This window comes from Collinsella sp. LCP21S3_A3, assembly GCF_052118905.1.
GTDB lineage: Bacteria > Actinomycetota > Coriobacteriia > Coriobacteriales > Coriobacteriaceae > Collinsella.
The window spans coordinates 177,389-196,847 of the sequence record NZ_JBQKGH010000001.1 but is presented as its reverse complement, the minus strand read 5'-3'; the positions used below and the strand labels follow the sequence as shown (position 1 = coordinate 196,847).

Below are 19,459 nucleotides of genomic sequence, written 5' to 3'. Positions count from 1 at the left end.
GGAAACAATGCGCCCATTAGGGTAACGCGGAACGCGAAGATTGCAACCCTAAGTTAGACGAGCGGAATGACTACATCGAGGGCATATAGAAAACGGTCGACCGCACTTTTGCTTGCGCGGTCGACCGTTTAGCGTTTTCGCAGGTAAAACCTATCGAAACAAACCTGTCCCTATTTGGTAGGTTACTCGTGCTGGCTGGTGCGATGCTCGTACTCCTCGGGGGTGATGACATCCTCGATGCGCAGGTTGACGCCTGCCACCTCAAGGCCGGTCATCGCGGCCAGACGCTCGGTCACGCGCGCCTTAACGTCGTCGAAAATCGCGGGTGCGTAGGCGCCGTACTCGATAATGACGGAAATGTTGACGACCACGCGGTTGTCATCGGTGACCTCGACCGTCACGCCCTTGGTCAGGTTCTCGGCACCAAACTGCTCCTGCACAAAGTGCATAAGGTTGCCCTTCATGCCCAGGACGTGCGGCACCTCGCGGGTGGCCATGGCGACGATCTTCTCGATCACACCGTTGGAATAGGTCAGCGAATCCTCGGACTCGCCCGCTTCCTCGTCATCCTCGTCCGCATCGTCGGCGGGCTCGGCCTCGACGAGCGCCCCGTCCTCGAGCGTTACGTCCTCAGCCTCGGCGGCGACGGTCTCGTCTGCCTCGAGCTCGGTATCGGCCACATCGACCTTCGTGTTAAAAGCCATGGTTCCTCCTTATGCCCACCGCGCACGCGGCGGTCGAATACATACTAGCGGCCGCTAAACAGACGGCCGAAGAAGTTGACGATCCCGTTCTCGCCGTCACGGATCTGGCCAATCACGGCGCCGATCAGCACAAAGAATGCGATGACGAGTGTGTCCCATAGGCCGAGCGTGAGCACCAGCACGGCGAGCACAAAACCAGCGACGGCCCCGAGCGTGGTGTTGGGATGACGGACGGCATAGCTCCAGATGGCCGCCCCCGTACCCTTAATGAGACCCATGGCCTCGTCAAAGTCGTTGGCGGCGCTGTCGTGCTGCTCGCCAGCCTCGGGGGTGGTGTCGGCGGACTCGCTCGCCGGCGTAGCGTTCTGGTCGATCGTCAGGCGCGGGGTGCGGACGGTCTTGTCTTGATTGGTATCACTCACCGGAAACCTCCACGGTCTGGACGGTAGTCTTGGACGGCAAAAAACGGACGCGCGCGGTCGTGCCCGGCGTGCCGAGCATGGTGTCGCAGGCCTCCTCGATACGTTGCTGCATCGCGGTTGCAAGGGAGGCCACGTCCCGGTCATCGAGCGCGATGGCGTCGACCTTAAAACGGACGAGCGATTCGTCGGAACCCTGCACGCGCGCCTCGACATGCTCGACCATCACACGGTCGTCGCGCTCCGCCGCAGCGCGAGCGCACGAGGAAAGCGCTGCGAGGGTGACCTCGATGTTGCGCTCCCCCGCCGGATGTACGCAGGACGGCTCGCGACGCGCGAACATCAGGCGGAAAAACCCGATGAGCACGCCAAGTGCCACGATGGCGGCGCACACCGTAACGACGACGCGAGGCATGGTGTCACGCAACAGCAGCATAAAGCGATACGTATACGGTCCCCAGAACTGGCAGACAAGCGTGCCCAGCGCCACGATGGCGGCGGCAAGGTACACGGTTGCTAGGGCTCGTTTGAGTACGCGCACGCGCGCTCCCTTCAGGTTTCGGTCCACAGAATGCAAAACGATTCGCATCATTATAAAAGAGCCGGGTCCGGTGCCATACGCACGCGGATCCGGCTCATCTATTCCACGAGGCTTGTATGCTCGCTTCATTATGCCCAGATATGCACGGCTTAACCCGTGCAGGCGCTACTCCTCCTCGAGGGCAGCGATGACCTCGTCGGTCATGTCCATGGTGCTGTAAACATCCTGAACGTCGTCGAGCTCCTCGAGACGGTCGATGAGGCGCTGGACCTTCTTGGCGTCGGCACCGGAGACCTCGGTCGGGGTGGTCGGAACCATAGTGGTCTCGGAGCCCTTGACCTGGATGCCCTGTTCCTCGAGCGCCTTGGAAACAGCCATGACGTCGTTGGCGGCGGTCCAAACGATCCACTCCTCGCCGGCGTCCTCGTAGTCGTCGCCACCGGCCTCGGCGATAGCCATCATGAACTCTTCCTCGTCACCGGCAGCACCGTTGGCGATCATGGTCTCCTTCTTGGCGTTCTCGTCCAGGATCTCCTTGGCGACGACGATCTGGCCCTTGCGCTCAAACTGGAAGGCGACGGAGCCGGAGGTGCCCAGGTTGCCGCCAGCGTGGGAGAAGGCGGAACGGACATCGGCGGCGGTACGGTTGCGGTTATCGGTCAGGCAGTCGACGTAGACGGCAACGCCGGCGGGACCATAGCCTTCGTACACGATGTTCTCGTAGACGGCGGCATCGGCACCCGAACCGAAGGCCTTGTCGATAGCGGACTTGATCTTGTCCTTGGGCATGGACTGAGCCTTGGCCTTGGCAACGGCAGCGGCGAGGCTGGCGTTGTTCTCGGGCAGCGGGTCGCCGCCGAGACGGGCAGCAACGGTGATGTTGCGGCTCAGCTTGGAGAAGAGGGCGGAACGCTTGGCGTCCTGCGCGCCCTTACGATGCTTGGTTGTGGCCCACTTAGAGTGTCCGGACATACGTGTCTCCTATCGGTTTCGACCTAAAGCCCAGCGCAGATGCTCGGGCAATATAAACAAACGTCGTTATGATATACCTACTGGCCTGCGAGATAAACCCCAAAATGAAGGCGTCGTGATGATGCAGCCCCTTGGTGCAAAGTAACCTGTCCCCTTTGCACCAAGTTAGAACCAGAGGAGGTCGCTGCGGGTGATGGTGGCGCCGATGGCGAAGGGCATGCAGGCGATGACTGGATACAGGTAGCGCATGTAGGTCGAGCCGTTGCAGGGACCGATCAGGCACACGGCGAGCACACCCAGCAGCGGCACCCAAATGGCCAGCCCGCGCCACGAATGACGACGTAGCAGATAGACCACCACAGCGATCATGATCCACACATAGGTGGCCGAGCTCATGGTGAGCGAGATAAACGGGATGCGTTGTACTGCCACGCGATACAGGTTGATCAGGTGGTCGCACCAGCGCACAACCTTGCTATCGACCGGATGGAAGTCGAAGTACTTGAGGTTATCGGGCTTCGCCATGATCTCGGCACTGCGCGCCGTGCTGTAGACCCACGCATCGCGGGCACTCGGATAAAAGTAGCCGTAGTAGTTATTGATGAGCGCCGAGATATAGCACTCGGGATCCTTTTTGAACATCTGGGCCCACGCCTCAAAATAGGCCTTGATGTCCTCCTGCGAGGCGTACTCGTTAAAACAGTTTTTTACGGCATCCGACTTGTCGGGGTTGTAACGGCGGCCCAGATTCTCGTACTTGAGCACCCGATCGATCGCAGCGCGTTCCTTATCGGTCACCAGACCGTCGCAGGGAGCTTCCTCAATCGTGCCGTCGTCTTTGACCTTGGGGTTAACGCCCGAATTAAGGCCGTCGTGCTTTTGGACGAAGCGCGCCGTCTGTTGAAACGGAATCGAGAGGATCTCGCGCTTGGAGCCCGGCGTGATATCGTGCGCGGGCATAAAGACCTTGGTAAAGTACATGTTGGAGGCAAGGCAGAGCACGAGCACCGCGAGAACGCCGGCCCAGCGGAAGCGCGGCGTGGCGCATGAGGGTGCGACGCCAGACTGTTTGACCACGCGACGGGCCACATGCGCGTCCCAGGCGCAAAACGCCGCCGCAATCACGCAGGCCGCCAACGGAAAGACCAGGCCGCCATTGCGCAAAAACGTGGAACCCATGGCGCCCAGCACGAGCAACAGCCAGTCGTGGCGCGCAAAGAGCACAGGCGTGCGCTCGCCCGCGCGCTCGGCATTGACATCGCGACGGGGCAGGCCACATGCCACGAGCTTGACGGTCTGAACGAGCAGTACCAGAAACGCATCGGCAAACAGTACGTCTTTGGTCAGCAGCGCCGCGTAGTTGGAGAACATCGGCATAAACGCAAAGAACAGCAAGATGACGCCGCGGACCGGCAGGCTCACGCCCAGCTTGCGCAGCGACGATATGGAATAGGCCACGCAGGCGGCCGTGATGACAAATTGGGCGCAGGTGTAGATGGCAAGACCCGCATTGGCGCTATTGAATAGCGAAAGCCCCAGTTGCACACACGAGCCGATGATGGCCGTGTGCACCACCGGATGATGGCCGTTGAGCAGCACGTTGGGGTTAAGCAGGCGCAGGTAGTCGCTCGTGCCGTTGGGGTAGTTGAACCATTGGCGGATCTGCGCGCCCGTATCTCCCATAAAGAGGCCGGGCAGCGAGGCGATAAGCGTGGGCGCCCAGACAATCATGAGTACAAGAAACGGCCCAACAAAAGGATGGACCGAGAGCACGGCGTGGGTAACACGCCACACGCGGCCAAAATGCGCCTCCGAAAACGGAATGCGGCGAGAACTCAACCAATCCAAAAACTCAAAAGCCAGATAGAAGGACACAATCGCCAGAAGCATCCAGCCCGCGCCGCCAATCCAGGCGCAGATAACACGCGCCTTGTCGCCCAGCACAATCTCGGCCGAATCGGTGAGGTCGTAACTGCGGCCGAACACCATGCAGACGGCAAAGAACAGCGACGGCAGCACGACCGAGGGGCGCCAAGCGTCACCGCGGCCAAAGAACACATAGCGAAACGGCAGCGTGAGCAGGCAGGCCAGCGCGAGCAGCATCACAGCGTCGGTATGGCCGGCAAATGAGAGGAGTACCTCGTAGCACACGTAAAGCATGCCCGTCGCCTTGGGATCGATCGCCAGGACCGCGTTGCTCGACACCGGGGCGGGATCGATGGAAAACGCCGTGGTCGCCAGCAGGGCGAGCAAAAATGCGACGAGCGTCTGCTTGGCGGGATAGCGCTTAAACCAAACGATGCGGGCGGCGTCGCGCGCAGCCGTTGTGGAGAGATCGGAATCCTTCACAGTCCGAAAAGCCTTTCTAGAAACCTGCCAAAAAGGGACAGGTTTATTTTGGCAGGTTTTATCTGGGGAAACGTTACGGTTCTGTCATCGTTGCCTGGCAAAACCACCACAAAGGTGCCTGTCCCCTTTGTGGTGTATGTGGTGGTTAGGCGTCGAGATAGATGCGCTGGGGACGGTTGCGACGGAGGGCAAAAATGATGAGCGCCAGGCCGGCGATCACGAGCGGCAAACTCAGCAGCTGGCCCATGGTGATGACGCCGCCCAGCAGATAGCCCAGCTGGGCATCGGGCACGCGCACGAACTCAACGAGAAAGCGGACGATGCCGTACCCCATCACAAACACACCCATAAACGTACCCTGGGGCAGCAGCGGTTTTTTGCGGCTGAGCACCTGCAGAATGCAAAAGAGCACAATGCCCTCGAGGAATGCCTCGTAGAGCTGGGATGGATGGCGCGGCATATCGCCCGCGGTGCCGCCAAAGATCACGCCCCAGGGCAGATCGGTCGGCTTGCCCCACAGCTCGCCGTTGACAAAGTTGGCGCAGCGCCCCAGGCACAGGGCCAGCGGAGCACCGATAACGGCAAGGTCGGCGATGGTCCAGGCGTCGAGCTTGTACATGCGGCACACGAGCACGCCGCCGATGATGCCGCCCACCAGGCCGCCATGGAAACTCATGCCGCCTTCGTTGGTGGCAAAGATCTCGAGCGGATGCGCCCAGTAGTAGCCGTCACCGTAAAAGATGACGTAGAACAGACGGGCGCCAATGATGAGGCCAAAGACCACACCAACCACGACACTCATCAGGTCGTCGACCGTAATGTCAAAACCCCAACGACGCTGCGTGCGGTACATGACGACCGCCGTGAGCAGAGCTCCGACCACATAGGCCAAGCCGTACCAGTAGATGGTGATGGGCCCCGCCGAAATGGCGACAGGATCAAGCATATGGTAGAGGTCGTTGAGCATATCGGTCCCCCTGTTCCCTACATACAAATGCGGCCGCGGGCCTTTCGCTCGCAGCCGCACGTTTGGGCATGACGTCTATGCGGAGCACATCGCCCGCAGCTTTCGCTTCTCAGAACGGCGCATACTCGTCGTACAGATCCTCGGCCTCGCCGGAGGCATTGACCTGCTCGACACGCGTAACGCCGGGCACGTGCTCCTTGAGGATACGCTCGACGCCCATGGAAAGCGTCAGAGCGCTCATGGGGCAACCGGCGCAGGCGCCCTGGAGCTCCAGCTTGACGACGCCCTCGTCATCAACGCCCATATACTCCATGTCGCCGCCGTCGGCCTGCAGGTTGGGGCGAATCTCTTCAAGAACCTTCTTAAGCAGCTCTTCGTTAACAGCCACAGGGGCTCCTTTCTCACAATAACGCGGGCGCGCCCGCGGACAGAGCTATGTTACTACAGCCATGTACCCGCTCGCGAGCCGTCCATGCGCGCGGACACGACTTTCACGAGCAGTCAATTTGGGACGGGGCTTAATTAGCCGCTTTTGCCAACGCCCGGCGCTCGTACACGCTGCCGCTACTGCTGCGTTTGTTCCCCGGTACCAATGTGGACATCGACGATAACCTGGCGGAAGCTAATGCCACAGGAGTCGAGAATGCGGCGACTGATGCGGCCGTCGTCGGTGTCGGCGTACTTATTGTCCAGATAGACAACCTCGCCCACACCTACCTGCGCCAGAATTTTGGCACAGTCGTGGCACGGGAACAGCGTGACGTAGACCGTGGAACCCTCAAGGTCCTTGAGCGAGCCGCGGTAGTTGAGCACGGCGTTGGCCTCGGCATGAACTACGTAGTTATGTTTGTCCTGCAGCGGGTCATCGCTCGTACCCCACGGGAAAAAGTCGTCGTTGAGCGCCGAGGGCGTACCGTTGTAGCCCACCGAAAGAATGCGGTGGTTGGTACTGGCGATGCACGCGCCCACCTGCGTATTGGGATCCTTGCTGCGGCGCTGCGCGGCGATGGCCACGCTCATAAAGAACTCGTCCCAGCTAATAACGTCGCGGCGCTTGCCCGACGCGGTTTGATGAAGATCGTCCGACATGGCAGACACCTCCGAAATCGAAATAGTTTGGCCCATTGTAGCAGGTGAAAGGCGGGGCTGTTTCCTCCCGGCGCCGACGTCCTTGGCTTTATGCGCGGCGAGGCTTTTGGTTGATGCGGTACAGCTCGGCGAGACCCCGCAGCGTCAGCGCGTCGTCTACCGTCAGGCTGTGGCCGACCAACGCCGCGAGCGCCTCGGCATCGTCGCCGGTGATGACAATGGGCACGCTGCCCTCGCCTGCCGCCTTGGTCGAGCGCATCTCGGCAAGCACCATGTCGAGCATGCCGTCGATACGGGCCACCTCGCCCAAGACCACGCCCGAGCGCATGGCCTCGCGCGTGTTGCGACCGATCACATGCGTGGGTGCCGAGGGCTCGACTTGCGGCAGGCGCGCCGCAGCGGCCGAGAGCGAGCGAGCGCCGAGCGCCAGCCCCGGCGCGATAACACCGCCGACAAAGGTTCCGCGCGCATCGATGACCTCGATATTGGTCGTAGTGCCCAGGTCGATCACGATGCACGGAGAGCCGTAGACGGCACGGGCCGCCACGGCGTCGGCGATGCGATCGGGACCGATCTCGGCCGGGTCGTCGTAGTGCACGGGCATGCCGGTCTTAAGTCCTGGCCCCACGGTAAGCACGCGCCCCGTGCAGGTACGGGAAAGTGCCGCCTTCCACGGGCGCTCGAGCGCCGGCACCACACAGCTCAGCACTGCTGCCGCGGGAACGAGCACACCAGGCATGCCCGCATCGGCTGCCAGTGCGCCCATGACCCGCGCGAGCCTCATGCGCGCCTCATCGGCCGTAATGCTCGGCGGCGTCGTGATCTCGCACGTCGCAAGCGGGCATTCCTGCGCCGCGGCCGAATCCTCGGCAAACAGACCAAAGCGAATGAACGTGTTGCCCACGTCGACCGTCAATATATATGCGCACCCATTAAGCATCGTCGGCGCTCCTTTCGTCTGCCCAGCAGTATATCCCCTACCCGAACCAGCCATCCCAGGTAGTCATTTTGGGACGGGGCTATTTTAGCTACCCCAATATGTCGGTTGATATTTGCCCCAATCCCAGATAATTCGTCGACTGTCAAAGGGTAGCTAAAATAGCCCCGTCCCAAAATGACTACCTTGCCGCTATACTGATGCGCGGTCGTGCGCGAGCTCACGCGGCGGCCCTTGGTAACCCGACTTCCCGCGCCGTATCCGTAGCGGCGCTTACGGGGGAAGCGGATATACGCAAAGGAGTTCTATATGGGCAATCCCTCGAACCGCACCTCTATGCGCGGTCAACTCACGCTGCGCGGCGTCGTCATCGGCGTCCTTGGCTGCGTGATTATCACGGCAAGCTCGGCCTACACGGCCCTCAAGATGGGCGCCCTCCCCTGGCCGATCATTTTCGCTGCCGTCATCTCGTTGTTCTTCCTTAAGCTCATGGGCAATGCCAGCCTCAACGAGGCCAACGTTACCCACACCATCATGTCCGCGGGTGCCATGGTCGCCGGCGGCCTGGCGTTTACCATCCCGGGCGCCTGGATGCTGGGCTATGCCGACCAGATCAGCTGGCTCGACATGTTTATCGTGGCGCTCGCCGGCACCATTTTGGGCCTTCTGGCAACGGCGCTCATCCACCGTCACTTTATCGTGGACGCCGCGCTGGAGTTTCCCACCGGCAACGCCGCAGCCCAGACCCTGCGTGCTACCGAGGCCGGCGGCAAGACCGGCAAGCAGCTCTTTGGCTCCATGGCCATCGCAGGCATCTATAGCGTGCTGCGCGACGCCCTGGGCGTGGTGCCCAGCATGCTGTGCACGCTCAATATCCCCGGCGTGACCTTTGCCATCTACAACTCGCCCATGTTGCTGTCCATCGGCTTTTTGGTGGGCTTTGCCCCCGTCGCCTTCTGGTTTGCCGGCGCGCTGCTGGGCAACTTTGGCATTATCGTCGGCGGCACCGCTGCCGGCCTGTTCGATATTGTGACCGCGCAGGGTATCGTCAAGTCCTTAGGTATGGGCCTTATGATGGGCTTTGGCGTCGCCGTCGTCCTTAAAGACATCCTGCCGCAGGTCGCCGGTATCGTCCGCGGTCTTGCCGCCGACAGCTCCACCGACACCGACGAGCAGTCGCTCATCTCGGGCTCGCTTAAGCTCGACGCCGGCATCATCGGCCTGGGCACCGCCGCCATCGCCGTGATCATCGCCATCGCGCTCGACCTTGGCCCCGTCCCAGCCGTCATCGTCACACTGTTCACCTTTGTCACCACCATCATGAGTGCGCAGAGCTGCGGCCAGACGGGTATTGACCCCATGGAGATCTTTGGACTCATCGTCATGCTCATCGTAGCGGCCTTCGCGCAGCTTGCGCAGGTCAAGCTGTTCTTTATCGCCGGCATCGTGGCCGTGGCGTGCGGCCTTGCGGGCGACGTCATGAACGACTTTAAGGCCGGCGCCGTGCTGGGCACCAACCCGCGCGCACAGTGGATCGGCCAGGCCATTGGCGGCATCGTGGGCGCACTGGTCGCTGCCGCCGTCATAGTCGCGCTCGTCACCGCCTATGGTCCGGACGCCTTTGGTCCCGACAAGAGCTTTGTGGCCGCGCAGGCAAGCGTAGTCGCCACCATGGTCTCGGGCATCCCGAGCGTGCCGTGGTTCGCAGGCGGTTTTATCGCCGGCATCGTCATGTATTGGCTCGGCATTCCGGCCATGATGATCGGTCTGGGCGTGTACCTGCCGTTCTACATGTCGCTCACGGCCTTCTTGGGCTCCTGCGTCAAGCTCGCCTACGACAAGTGGGCAGCCCACCGCGACGCCGCCGGTCTTTCGGGCAAAGAGAAGGCTTCCAAGGATGCTGCCTTCCAGGAGCAGGGCCTGGTCGTCGCCAGCGGCCTGTTGGGAGGCGAGTCCGTCGTTGGCGTTATCCTGGCGTTTGTCTCCGTCGGCCTAAGTCTGCTGGGCTAAACCCAACAACAATGTACCCGTACAGAGCGCGGGGCCGGATACCATCCGGCCCCGCGCTCTGTATCTGTCGAAACACTCGGCCGCAACCGCATTTGACGTCCCCCTTACCTGCTCGTCTAAGTTTCACGTCAAGATGACCACCCCGCCCGCCACGGTGTAGAGTACATGCTGCGAGCGCACCCGCGTTCCTGCGGCAATACGAGGTGGACATGGAACTCGACAAACAACAGATCAAGCGACTACGCAAACGCCATCACCGGCGCCACGGCATTCGACCTGCCCATAGTGAGGCCCTGGAGAACACCGGCCGCTTCCTAAAGCGCGCATTCAACATTCGCGAGGGTCGCGCGCCCTATCACGTGATTCGCAAGCGCTTTGTAAACGGGGCGCGGCTGACCGGCTCGCACTTATGCATCCTCATCATCGCCATGCTCATCGCGAGCATCGGCCTCGATATCGACTCGGACATTGCCATCGTGGGCGCCATGCTCATCTGCCCACTCATGGGATCGGTCCTTGCCATGGCATATGGCATCGCCACGCTTGACCGCGAGATTGCCGTCGAGGCCGTCGCCGGCCTCGCGCTACAGATGGCCTTTTGTCTGATCACGTCCACGCTGTATTTTAAGCTCTCGCCCCTTGGCACCACCACGGCCGCCATCATCGACAACTCGACGCCCACTGTGTGGGACCTTGCCGTCGCGCTCGCGGGCGGCTTTGCGGGCGGGCTGGGCAACTCGCGTGACCAGGAACCTGCCACGCTTATCGCCGGCGTGGCCGTGGCGACCGCGCTCATGCCTCCCCTGTGCGCGGCGGGCTATGGCATCGCCATTGCAAGCGGGTCACTGTTTCTCTCGGCGCTTTATGAGTTTGGCATCAACGTGGTCTTTATCGCACTGGCTGCCGAAGCCGTGCTGCTTCTTTTGCGCGTGCCGCTCAAGCGCGACCTGAACGGCGACGGTATTGTGACTGCTGAAGAAAACGCCGAGGTCAACGAGCTATCACGCAAGGTGCGCCGCCGCATCATCGTGGGCACGGTGATCTTTGCCATCCCCTGCATTATTATGACGGCGGGGTCTATTGGCTCGGCGCAGGCCGGTGTGCAAGACGGCTACGGCGTCACTGAAACCACGCGCGAACTTGCGGCGGTGCTGCCGGGCTTTAAGGATTACACCGTCGCCGTCGAGACCTCGGCTACCGAGGGCGACAAGGAGGGCGTTGTCGAGCGCCAGACTGTCGCTCGCGTAACGACAAGCGAGACGCTCGGGGCGCACGACCGCCGTGTTGCCCGCAAGCTCATCGACCTCAACGTACCCGAACTCGATCGCGTGGAGTTTGACGTGAAGTGATGCGGAACGTGAGGTAGGCCCGGTACGAGCGCGCGCAGCCGCGGGGCACAGGCACAGCCAAGCGCAGCGCTACAGCTCGTACTTGTACACGCGGTAGATGTACTTCTCGGCTTCCATCTCGTACGTGGCAATGGGCAGTCCATAGCGATCGTACTCGGCAAAGGTCTTGGCTATGCCCGATGCCACGAGCATGCTATTCGAATCGCCGACGCGCTGCGCACTACTTACGTAACCTGAGAACGGCACTGCGATCTGGTCCACAAGCTCGTAGGTGCGCGCGGTCTCGTCCACCGTAAAAATGCGCCCAAACGAATGCGTTCCCTTGCTGTAGTCGGTCACTACCGCAGCGCCCAGCTGGCCCCAGTCGAACTTGGGATAGCTCTCGGCAGCACCAAAGTTGTTGTCGTATAGCAGCACCTGGTAGCGACCAGTCGCGGTCGTCTCGTCGTTTGGCAGATAGGTCACACTATGCTGGCCTGCGTTGAGCGAAAAATCGCCTTGAGCCTGCAGCAACTTGTCCTCAAAGCCCGAGCCGGCCCAAAACTCTGGCGAGCCCATAAGCCAATCGACCGTAGGCGTACCGTAGATATCCGTGAGCTTGATGACCGTTGAGGTCTCGCGCGAGCTGAGCAAAACGGTGCCGCCGCCGAGCCACTGGATCGTGTTGATGTGAATCCAATCCAGGTCGCCGTCCGAGGCAACCTTGGCGCTTGCCTTGAGGTCGGGGAATATATCGCCCAGGTCCACGACGAGAGAGACGTCACCTGTTGTTATGTCGACCTTAATGATGAGGTCCTCTACATTAACGCGATCGTCCTTATCTTTTTTGGCAGCCGCGCGATCGACGTCCAAATCGGCTTCGGAGCCGGCGTGACTCGCCAGCACCAGCAGGTTGCCATCGTCATCGAAAGCGTAGTCGTGGTGTAGCTCGTAGTCGCCCGTGCTCCAGACGTTTACCACCTGGCCGATGGCGTTGATCTGGGCCATCTTGGTAGTCGAGACGCTCATGATCATGCTGCCGTCGCCCGGGAACAGCAAGCGGTGGCTGCGGTAGCCGACAATCGGCACCTCGCCGCGAATCTGGCCGTCGTTGTCGTAGAGGTACATAAAGTCGAGCTTGGACGAGTCGTTGCCCAGAATAGTAAAGAGACCATCGGCAAGCGGCGTATTGGACTCCCCCGACGTGACGGCGAGCTGCTCTTCTTCCTCGCCTTTGAGAGCCGGCGTCTTGACCGTGAACGTCGAGGTGCGGCTGATACCATCTTGTGCCGTGCAAGTGATGGTTACCGTGTTTTTGTGGTTGGGAATGAGGCCGATGACCTTGAACTCGTGTTCCGTGGCCGGCGCGTCGCCGCCGTGGGGCGTATGGGAAAACGCGGCGACCTTGGGCGTGTCACCAGTCTTTTTGCGACCGGCGACCTTGTAGGAGACGGTTACGGAATCCGTTGTCGCAAAGCGAACGTAGCAGCTCAGGGTATCGGTGCCAAAGGGATCCTGCGCGATAAACGGAGTGGTCTCGTTGTAGCCGCCGTCAGCGTACTCGGCATCGAGCCGCTCCTTGATGGCCGCCTGCTTCTCGACGTCGTAGGTCGCGACAATCTGCTTGTGGAGTTTCTTTTGCTCGTCAGTGAGCTCGTTGCTCGCAGTAGATGCGGCGCCCGTGCCGGCCCCGCCGACCGAGCAGCCCATGAGCCCTGTCCCGGCAAGCGCCAGCGTGCCCGCCGCACCCGCAAGAGCCGCTCGACGCGAAAACAGTCTGTTGTCCTTGTCACTCAATTCCATATCGTTACCGTCTTTGAATACCATTGTTGTTCCCTCATATACCACGGCGTTTGCCCAGCCCTGTCTAATTATGACTCGCAGTTTAACAAACGCCCCTTAATGCAAGTTTAAGCTTGTAGCGATACGGAAACGCGGGGCGCGAAGGGAATCCGCAACCCTTCCGCTCCCAAGTGATCAATCGGGGCGGCCGCGATGGTGCTCGATCCAGTCCACGGCAAAGTCGACAAGTTCGCGTTGGCGCATAAAGCGGATTGTCCCGTTGCCGAGCGGCGCTGCGGCGCATCGACAATGCAAAAGATACGTTTCTCAATGTTGCCGAGGAATCTTTTTAGTACTTGAAGAAGCCCTCGCCCGAGCTTTCGCCCAACTTGCCTTCGTCGAGCATCTGCTTGAGGACGGATGCCATGGCCTTAAAGTTGTAGGGCATCATCATCTTTTTGAGCAGCGGGCTCACCAAGCCCGGCACCTTCTGATACTGCATGACGATGTTATAGGCCGTCTGGATACCCACGGTGTCGAACACGCGGAACGGGCCCTTGGGCGCGCCAGTGCCGCGCGTCCATGCGAGGTCGATGCTCTTGGGGTCGCTGACGCCCGAGACGTACAGGTCAAGGCCCGACAGCAGCCACGGTACCAGCATGGAATTGAGCAGATAGCCGTTCTTTTCCTTGTTGACGGGCAGGGCAAGCATACGGATGTCGCTGGCAAAGTCGACGAGCTCATCGAAATAGCGCTTGTCGGTCTGGTCCTGAGCCATGACCTCGGTCATGTTGTTCTTCCAGATGGAGTTGGCAAAGTGCAGCGACAGGTACTTCTCGGGGCGGCCAGTGTACTTGGCAAAGGTGCTCGGCAGCAGCGTGGAGGAGTTCGTCACGACAACGGTCTTTTGCGGGAGAACCGGGGCGAGCTTCTTGTAGAAGTCGATCTTTGCCTGGGTGTCCTCGGCCATCGACTCGATAACCAGATCGGCGTCGGCCACTGCCTTGGCAAGATCGAGCTCTAGCTTGAGTGTGGAGTAGGCACGCTCGACGGCGGCGAGCGCCGCCTCCTTATCGAAGGGCTGGTCGCTATCGGCGATACCGGCACACCACTCGCCCGTGCCGTCCGCCATGCCCTCGATAGCCGCGATGTACTCCTCGCGCACATGATCGATCTTGGGCTGAGTGCGGCCGATGCTTCCCTCGCTGCGCAGCCAGATCGTCACATCGAAGCCGCAGTAGGCAGCCTGAAAGGCAATCTGGCTTCCCAACACGCCGCCACCGGCAACACAAACGGTCTTGTAGCTCATAGGAACAGTCCTCTCTTACGTAATTCCATGGATGTGTATTTATTCAACCGTAAGGATGACACGCGCTAGAGGTGGGTTCCATAAACGGACGGTAATTTGCGGCGAACGGCTACATATGTTCATTATCTCAGGGTTCCAAGGGCGATTTTTGGTGCCACTGACACGTAGCTTTCGGAAGAGGTGATAGTTGGGGCGTTTACGCAGCATACGTCCAGCAAAAACGGGTGGTAGCCGATACGGCTACCACCCGTTTGTCTCATATCTAGCACATAGCAGGCCAACTACTTCTTAATGCCACGTCCCAGACGCTTGGCGACCGATGCAACGGCCTCCTCGCTGACCGAGCCACAGCTCACGCAGCCATCATGGGCATGCATCTGGCCGGTGACCTCGTCCATCGCGAGCGGCGCCACCTTCTCGAGCTTAAAGCCCTTACCGGCGCGCCTGTTCTCCTTGGCCACGCTGATCATGAGCTTAATGCGGTTGAGCTGGTTGACCTCGGACGCGCCGGGGTCGTAGTCCACCGCGACAATGTTGCTCTCGGGGTGCTGACGGCGCAGTTCCTTGATCACGGCCTTGCCCACCACGTGGTTAGGCAGGCACGCAAAGGGCTGCGTGCAGATGATGTTGGGCGCGCCATGGTCAATCAGGTCGAGCATCTCGGCCGTGAGCAGCCAGCCTTCGCCCATGTTGTTGCACACCGAAAGCACCGTACGGGCCTTGTCCGCCATGGTGCCGATGCGCTCGGGCGCCTCAAAGCGGCGGGACTTTTGGAGCAGCTCTTCCACCGGCGTACGCATCCAGTCCACGAGCTTGATGAGCGCCTGCATACCAGCGCGCGTGGTTGCAGAGCTTCCGAGCTCATCCTTCTGCAGCTCGGCGTTGCTCATGGAGTACAGGAAGAAGTCGAGCAGGCCCGGCACCACGGCCTCGCAGCCCTCGCGCTCGATAACGTCGACCACGTGGTTGTTGGCTGTAGGGTGGAACTTGACCAAGATCTCGCCGACCACGCCCACGCGCGGCTTGGTGCCCTCACCCACGAGCGGCATGGTGTCGAACGCGCGGATGGCCTCGCGGCACAGCTTGGTGTAGTTGTGGCGGTTGAACTTGGGCGCCAGCTTGCGGGCGCGCGCCATGTACTCCTCGTAGAGTGCGTTGGCGGCACCGGGCGTAGCCTCGTATGGACGACAGCGATAAAGCATCTGCATCATCACGTCGCCAAAGAGCACCGCGTAGACTGCCTGCTTAAGCAGCGCCGGCGTAATCTTAAAGCCGGGGTTGTCCTCACCGAGCGCCACCGCCGAAAGCGAGATCACCGGAATCTCGGGGTGGCCGCTCTCGCGCAGGGCCTTGCGGATGAGTGCGATGTAGTTGGTGGCACGGCAGCCGCCGCCGGTCTGGCTGATAACCACGGCCGTCTTGGACAGGTCGTACCGGCCGCTCTCGATGGCCTCCATAATCTGGCCGGTCACCAAAATGGACGGGTAGCAAATGTCATTGTTCACATAGCGCAGGCCGGCCTCGACGGCGTCGTGATCGGTCGAGGGCAGCAGTTCCAAGTTGTAGCCGGCACCGCGGAACACCTCTTTGACCAGGTCAAAGTGGATCGGCGCCATCTGCGGGCACAGGATGGTGTAGCCCTCCTCGCGCATCTGCTCGGTAAAGGGCACCTTGGGCCACGCGGTCGATGCGCTCTCGCGCTGAGCCTCGAACGTGTACTTGCGGCTCGCGAATGCGGGGGCATCCGTGGAGGGAGCCACCGGCGCGGCATCGCCCTGCTCGTAGGTCTCACCCGCGGCCGCGGCCTCGGCCAAGCGCTCGGCCTCCTGGTCCTTAAGCGCGGCCATGAGCGAGCGGATGCGGATGCGCGCGGCGCCCAGGTTGGACACCTCGTCGATCTTGAGCACGGTGTAGATCTTGCCGCTGGCCTCCAGAATCTCCTGCACCTGATCGGTAGTCAGAGCGTCCAGGCCGCAGCCGAAAGAGTTGAGCTGGATCAGGTCCAGGTCGTTGCGCATCGTCACAAAACGGGCGACGGCGTACAGGCGGCTGTGGTACATCCACTGGTCGACGACGCGGATGGGGCGCTCGGGCTTCACCAAGTGCGCAAGCGAATCCTCGGTAAAGACCGCAAAGCCAAAGCTCGAGATAAGCTCGGGCAGGGCGTGGTTGATCTCGGGGTCGTTGTGGTAGGGGCGGCCGGCGAGCACGATGCCGTGACCGCCGTGGTCCTCGACCCACTTAAGGGTCTCCTCGCCCATGGTCTGGATGTCCTCGTGGAAGCGTGCATCGGCCTCAAAGGCAGCGTTGACGGCGGCATCGACCTCGGAGCGCGTGATCTTGGGACCGCGCACGCGACCGCGACCGGCCTCAGCATCGGCCACGCGGTCGACGGCAAGCACCTGGTACAAGCGGCGCTTGAGCTCGGTCTTGTCGTGATAGGGCACAAACGGGTACAGGAACTCGATGTTCTGCTCACGGATCTCGTCGATATTGAGCGCCAGCGCCGTGGGGTAGCTCATGACGATGGGGCAGTTATAGCAATTGCCAGCCGTCGGATCCTCCTTGCGCTCCCAGCGCACGCACGGCATCCAGATAAAGTCGACATCGCGGTCGATAAGGTTCATCACGTGGCCGTGGCTCATCTTGGCCGGATAGCACGCGCTCTCGGACGGCATGGACTCGATGCCCGCCTGGTAGGTCTTCTTGCTCGACTGGTCGGACAGCTGCACGCTAAAGCCCAAGCGCGTAAAGAACGCGTGCCAGAAGGGGTAGTTCTCGTACATGTTGAGTGCGCGCGGGATACCCACGGTGCCGCGCGGGGCCTCGTCGGGGCTCAGTACCTCGCGATTAAAGAGCAACTCGTTTTTCTTTTTGAAGAGGTTAGGGGCCTCGGTCTTTTGCTTTTTGTGGCCGGCGCCCTTCTCGCAGCGGTTGCCGGTAATGAAGCGCCTGCCGCCGCCAAAGTCGTTGACGGTGAGCTGGCAGTTGTTGGAGCAACGGCCGCAGCGGACGTGCTTTTGCGTCACAGTGAGGTGCGCGATGTCCTCGGCCGAAAGGATGGTCGAGGTGCCGTCGGCGCCAGCGCGATCGCGGGCGAGCAAGGCCGCACCATAGGCGCCCATGCAGCCGGCGATGTCGGGACGCACGGCGTGAACGCCGGTGAGCTGCTCAAACGCGCGCAGCGTGGCATCGGACATAAAGGTGCCGCCCTGGACGATCACCTGGCTTCCGATCTCCTTGGGATCGCGCAGCTTAATGACCTTGAACAGGGCATTCTTAATGACGGAATAGGACAGACCGGCCGCGATGTCGCCCACCGTGGCACCTTCCTTTTGCGCCTGCTTAACACGCGAATTCATAAAGACCGTGCAGCGACTGCCCAGGTCCACCGGAGCCTTGGCATGGATGGCGGCGTCGGCGAACGCGCGCACGTCCATGTTCATAGAGACGGCGAAGCTCTCGATAAAGCTACCGCAACCCGACGAGCAGGCCTCGTTGAGCATGATGTGCTCGATGACGCCGTCCTTTACGCGCAGGCACTTCATGTCCTGGCCGCCGATGTCCAGGATAAACTCGACGCCGGGCAGGAACGCCTTGGCGCCGCGTAGGTGCGCGACGGTCTCGATCTCGCCGGAATCGGCCTTGAGGGCCTCGATGAGCAGCGCCTCGCCGTAACCCGTGGTGGTCACGTGGCCGATGGTGCAGCCGGCGGGGATGTGGTTGTAGAAATCGGCCATGATGACCTTGGCCGTACCCAGGATGTCACCGTTGTTGTTGCCGTACCAGGTATGCAGCAACTGGCCGTCCTCGCCCACAAGCGCGGCCTTCATGGTGGTGGAACCGGCGTCGATACCGATGAACACGCGACCGGTGTAGCCTTCGAGCTTGCCCTTGGGGACGACTTCCTGGTCGTGGCGGGTCTTGAACTCGGCAAAGTCCTCGTCGGTGGCAAAGAGCGGATCCAGACGCTCGACCTCGGCGCCCTGTGTGTCACCCAGGGCATCGATGGCCTCGATGAGCTGCGGGAACGTGCTGAGCTTATTGGACTCGTGCGCCATGGCGGCGCCGCTCGCCACAAACAGGTGAGCATTTTGGGGCACGATGCGATGCTCCTCGTCCAGGTTGAGCGTGAGGTAGAAGCGATGGCGCAGCTCGGAGAGATACTGCAGCGGGCCGCCCAGGAAGGCGACGTTACCGCGGATGGGACGGCCGCACGCCAGGCCCGAGATGGTCTGGGTCACGACGGCCTGGAAGATGGAGGCGGCCACGTCCTCGGGGCGGGCGCCCTCGTTGAGCAGCGGCTGGACGTCGGTCTTGGCAAAAACGCCGCAGCGGCTGGCGATGGGATAGATGGTGGTGGCGTTGGCCGCGAGTTCGTTAAGGCCGCTGGCGTCGGTGTGCAGCAGGGTTGCCATCTGGTCGATGAACGCACCCGTGCCACCGGCACAGGTGCCGTTCATGCGCTGCTCGATGCCGTTATCGAAGTAGATGATCTTGGCGTCCTCGCCGCCCAGCTCGATGGCGACATCGGTGGCCGGGATGAGGGTCTCGACGGCGCGCTTGCTGGCGATGACCTCTTGGACAAACTCCAGGTCGAGCCACTGGGACAGCAGCAGGCCGCCCGAGCCGGTAATGGCGCAGGTCATTTGGGCCGTCGGCAGCACGGCCGCAGCACCCTCGAACAGGTCGCGGGCGCAGGCGCGGACGTCGGTGTGGTGGCGCTGGTACTTGGCGTAGACGATCTGGTTGTCATCGTTGAGCACGGCGAGCTTAACGGTGGTGGAGCCAACGTCGATGCCCAGGTGCAGGTTGCCGTGGGCGTTGTCGGGGTTGAAGATTGCGCCTTCGGGGGCGTGGGCGGCGGTGGCTGGCTCGCTAGCGACGGACGTCTCCCCTGCCGCGTTCTTGGCATCGGCAACTGCCTCGGCAACTTTCTCGGCAGCCGCGGTCGCGGCCTTCTGCGCGGCGTCCACCACGGTGGGCGCAGCCTCGCGTGCGGCGGCGACCATGCGGTCCTTGATGCCCTCGACGAGTTTGCTCATTGTCTCT

The 19,459-nt window shown here is 61.6% G+C and carries 14 protein-coding genes; 2 read left to right on the top strand and 12 right to left on the bottom strand.

Translation table 11 applies throughout. From position 1 onward, the window contains the following. Positions 1-182 precede the first annotated feature (182 nt). The 9 genes from ACTQ0H_RS00875 to ACTQ0H_RS00835 form a co-directional block, all read right to left on the bottom strand. Positions 183-704 carry an Asp23/Gls24 family envelope stress response protein gene (locus ACTQ0H_RS00875; RefSeq protein ID WP_441538182.1) on the bottom strand — a complete coding sequence of 174 codons (522 nt, stop codon included), beginning with the start codon at positions 702-704 and terminating at the stop codon, positions 183-185. Between the two features lie 44 nt (positions 705-748). After that, positions 749-1,126: a DUF2273 domain-containing protein gene (locus ACTQ0H_RS00870; protein ID WP_427795557.1), complete on the bottom strand. Its 378-nt coding sequence runs from the start codon at positions 1,124-1,126 to the stop codon at positions 749-751. Next, the gene (locus ACTQ0H_RS00865; RefSeq protein WP_441015154.1) at positions 1,119-1,664 is read right to left on the bottom strand and encodes a hypothetical protein; all 546 of its coding nucleotides are present in this window, start codon (positions 1,662-1,664) and stop codon (positions 1,119-1,121) included. Before ACTQ0H_RS00865 ends, ACTQ0H_RS00870 begins: the two co-directional genes overlap by 8 nt. A gap of 165 nt (positions 1,665-1,829) precedes the next feature. Then, the gene (locus tag ACTQ0H_RS00860) at positions 1,830-2,636 is read right to left on the bottom strand and encodes a YebC/PmpR family DNA-binding transcriptional regulator (protein WP_154514825.1); all 807 of its coding nucleotides are present in this window, start codon (positions 2,634-2,636) and stop codon (positions 1,830-1,832) included. Between the two features lie 165 nt (positions 2,637-2,801). Beyond that, complete coding sequence (locus tag ACTQ0H_RS00855) at positions 2,802-4,985, bottom strand: DUF6020 family protein (protein ID WP_441547694.1); 2,184 nt, start codon at positions 4,983-4,985, stop codon at positions 2,802-2,804. Positions 4,986-5,130: 145 nt separating this feature from the next. Then, positions 5,131-5,952 carry a prolipoprotein diacylglyceryl transferase gene (gene lgt / locus ACTQ0H_RS00850; RefSeq protein ID WP_154514827.1) on the bottom strand — a complete coding sequence of 274 codons (822 nt, stop codon included), beginning with the start codon at positions 5,950-5,952 and terminating at the stop codon, positions 5,131-5,133. A gap of 109 nt (positions 5,953-6,061) precedes the next feature. After that, complete coding sequence (locus tag ACTQ0H_RS00845) at positions 6,062-6,340, bottom strand: NifU family protein (protein ID WP_370450539.1); 279 nt, start codon at positions 6,338-6,340, stop codon at positions 6,062-6,064. A 176-nt stretch (positions 6,341-6,516) separates the two neighbouring features. Beyond that, complete coding sequence (locus ACTQ0H_RS00840) at positions 6,517-7,041, bottom strand: deoxycytidylate deaminase (protein WP_154514829.1); 525 nt, start codon at positions 7,039-7,041, stop codon at positions 6,517-6,519. A gap of 88 nt (positions 7,042-7,129) precedes the next feature. After that, positions 7,130-7,981: a type III pantothenate kinase gene (locus ACTQ0H_RS00835; protein WP_154514831.1), complete on the bottom strand. Its 852-nt coding sequence runs from the start codon at positions 7,979-7,981 to the stop codon at positions 7,130-7,132. 306 nt (positions 7,982-8,287) lie between these two features. On the opposite strand from ACTQ0H_RS00835, the gene ACTQ0H_RS00830 reads away from it, so the two are divergent. After that, the gene (locus ACTQ0H_RS00830; protein WP_441547693.1) at positions 8,288-9,988 is read left to right on the top strand and encodes an OPT/YSL family transporter; all 1,701 of its coding nucleotides are present in this window, start codon (positions 8,288-8,290) and stop codon (positions 9,986-9,988) included. A 209-nt stretch (positions 9,989-10,197) separates the two neighbouring features. Further along, positions 10,198-11,337, top strand: a complete 1,140-nt coding sequence (locus tag ACTQ0H_RS00825; RefSeq protein ID WP_441015161.1) for a DUF389 domain-containing protein — start codon at positions 10,198-10,200, stop codon at positions 11,335-11,337. 69 nt (positions 11,338-11,406) lie between these two features. On the opposite strand, the gene ACTQ0H_RS00820 is transcribed toward ACTQ0H_RS00825, so the two are convergent. The 3 genes from ACTQ0H_RS00820 to ACTQ0H_RS00810 all read right to left on the bottom strand — a co-directional run bounded on the left by ACTQ0H_RS00820 (position 11,407) and on the right by ACTQ0H_RS00810 (position 19,452). Beyond that, positions 11,407-13,119 carry an aryl-sulfate sulfotransferase gene (locus ACTQ0H_RS00820; RefSeq protein ID WP_441547692.1) on the bottom strand — a complete coding sequence of 571 codons (1,713 nt, stop codon included), beginning with the start codon at positions 13,117-13,119 and terminating at the stop codon, positions 11,407-11,409. 328 nt (positions 13,120-13,447) lie between these two features. After that, positions 13,448-14,407, bottom strand: a complete 960-nt coding sequence (locus ACTQ0H_RS00815) for a 3-hydroxyacyl-CoA dehydrogenase (protein WP_154514839.1) — start codon at positions 14,405-14,407, stop codon at positions 13,448-13,450. 281 nt (positions 14,408-14,688) lie between these two features. Further along, a complete protein-coding gene (locus ACTQ0H_RS00810) occupies positions 14,689-19,452 on the bottom strand; it encodes an acyl-CoA dehydratase activase-related protein (RefSeq protein WP_441547691.1) in 4,764 nt (1,587 codons plus the stop codon). Positions 19,453-19,459: the final 7 nt, after the last annotated feature.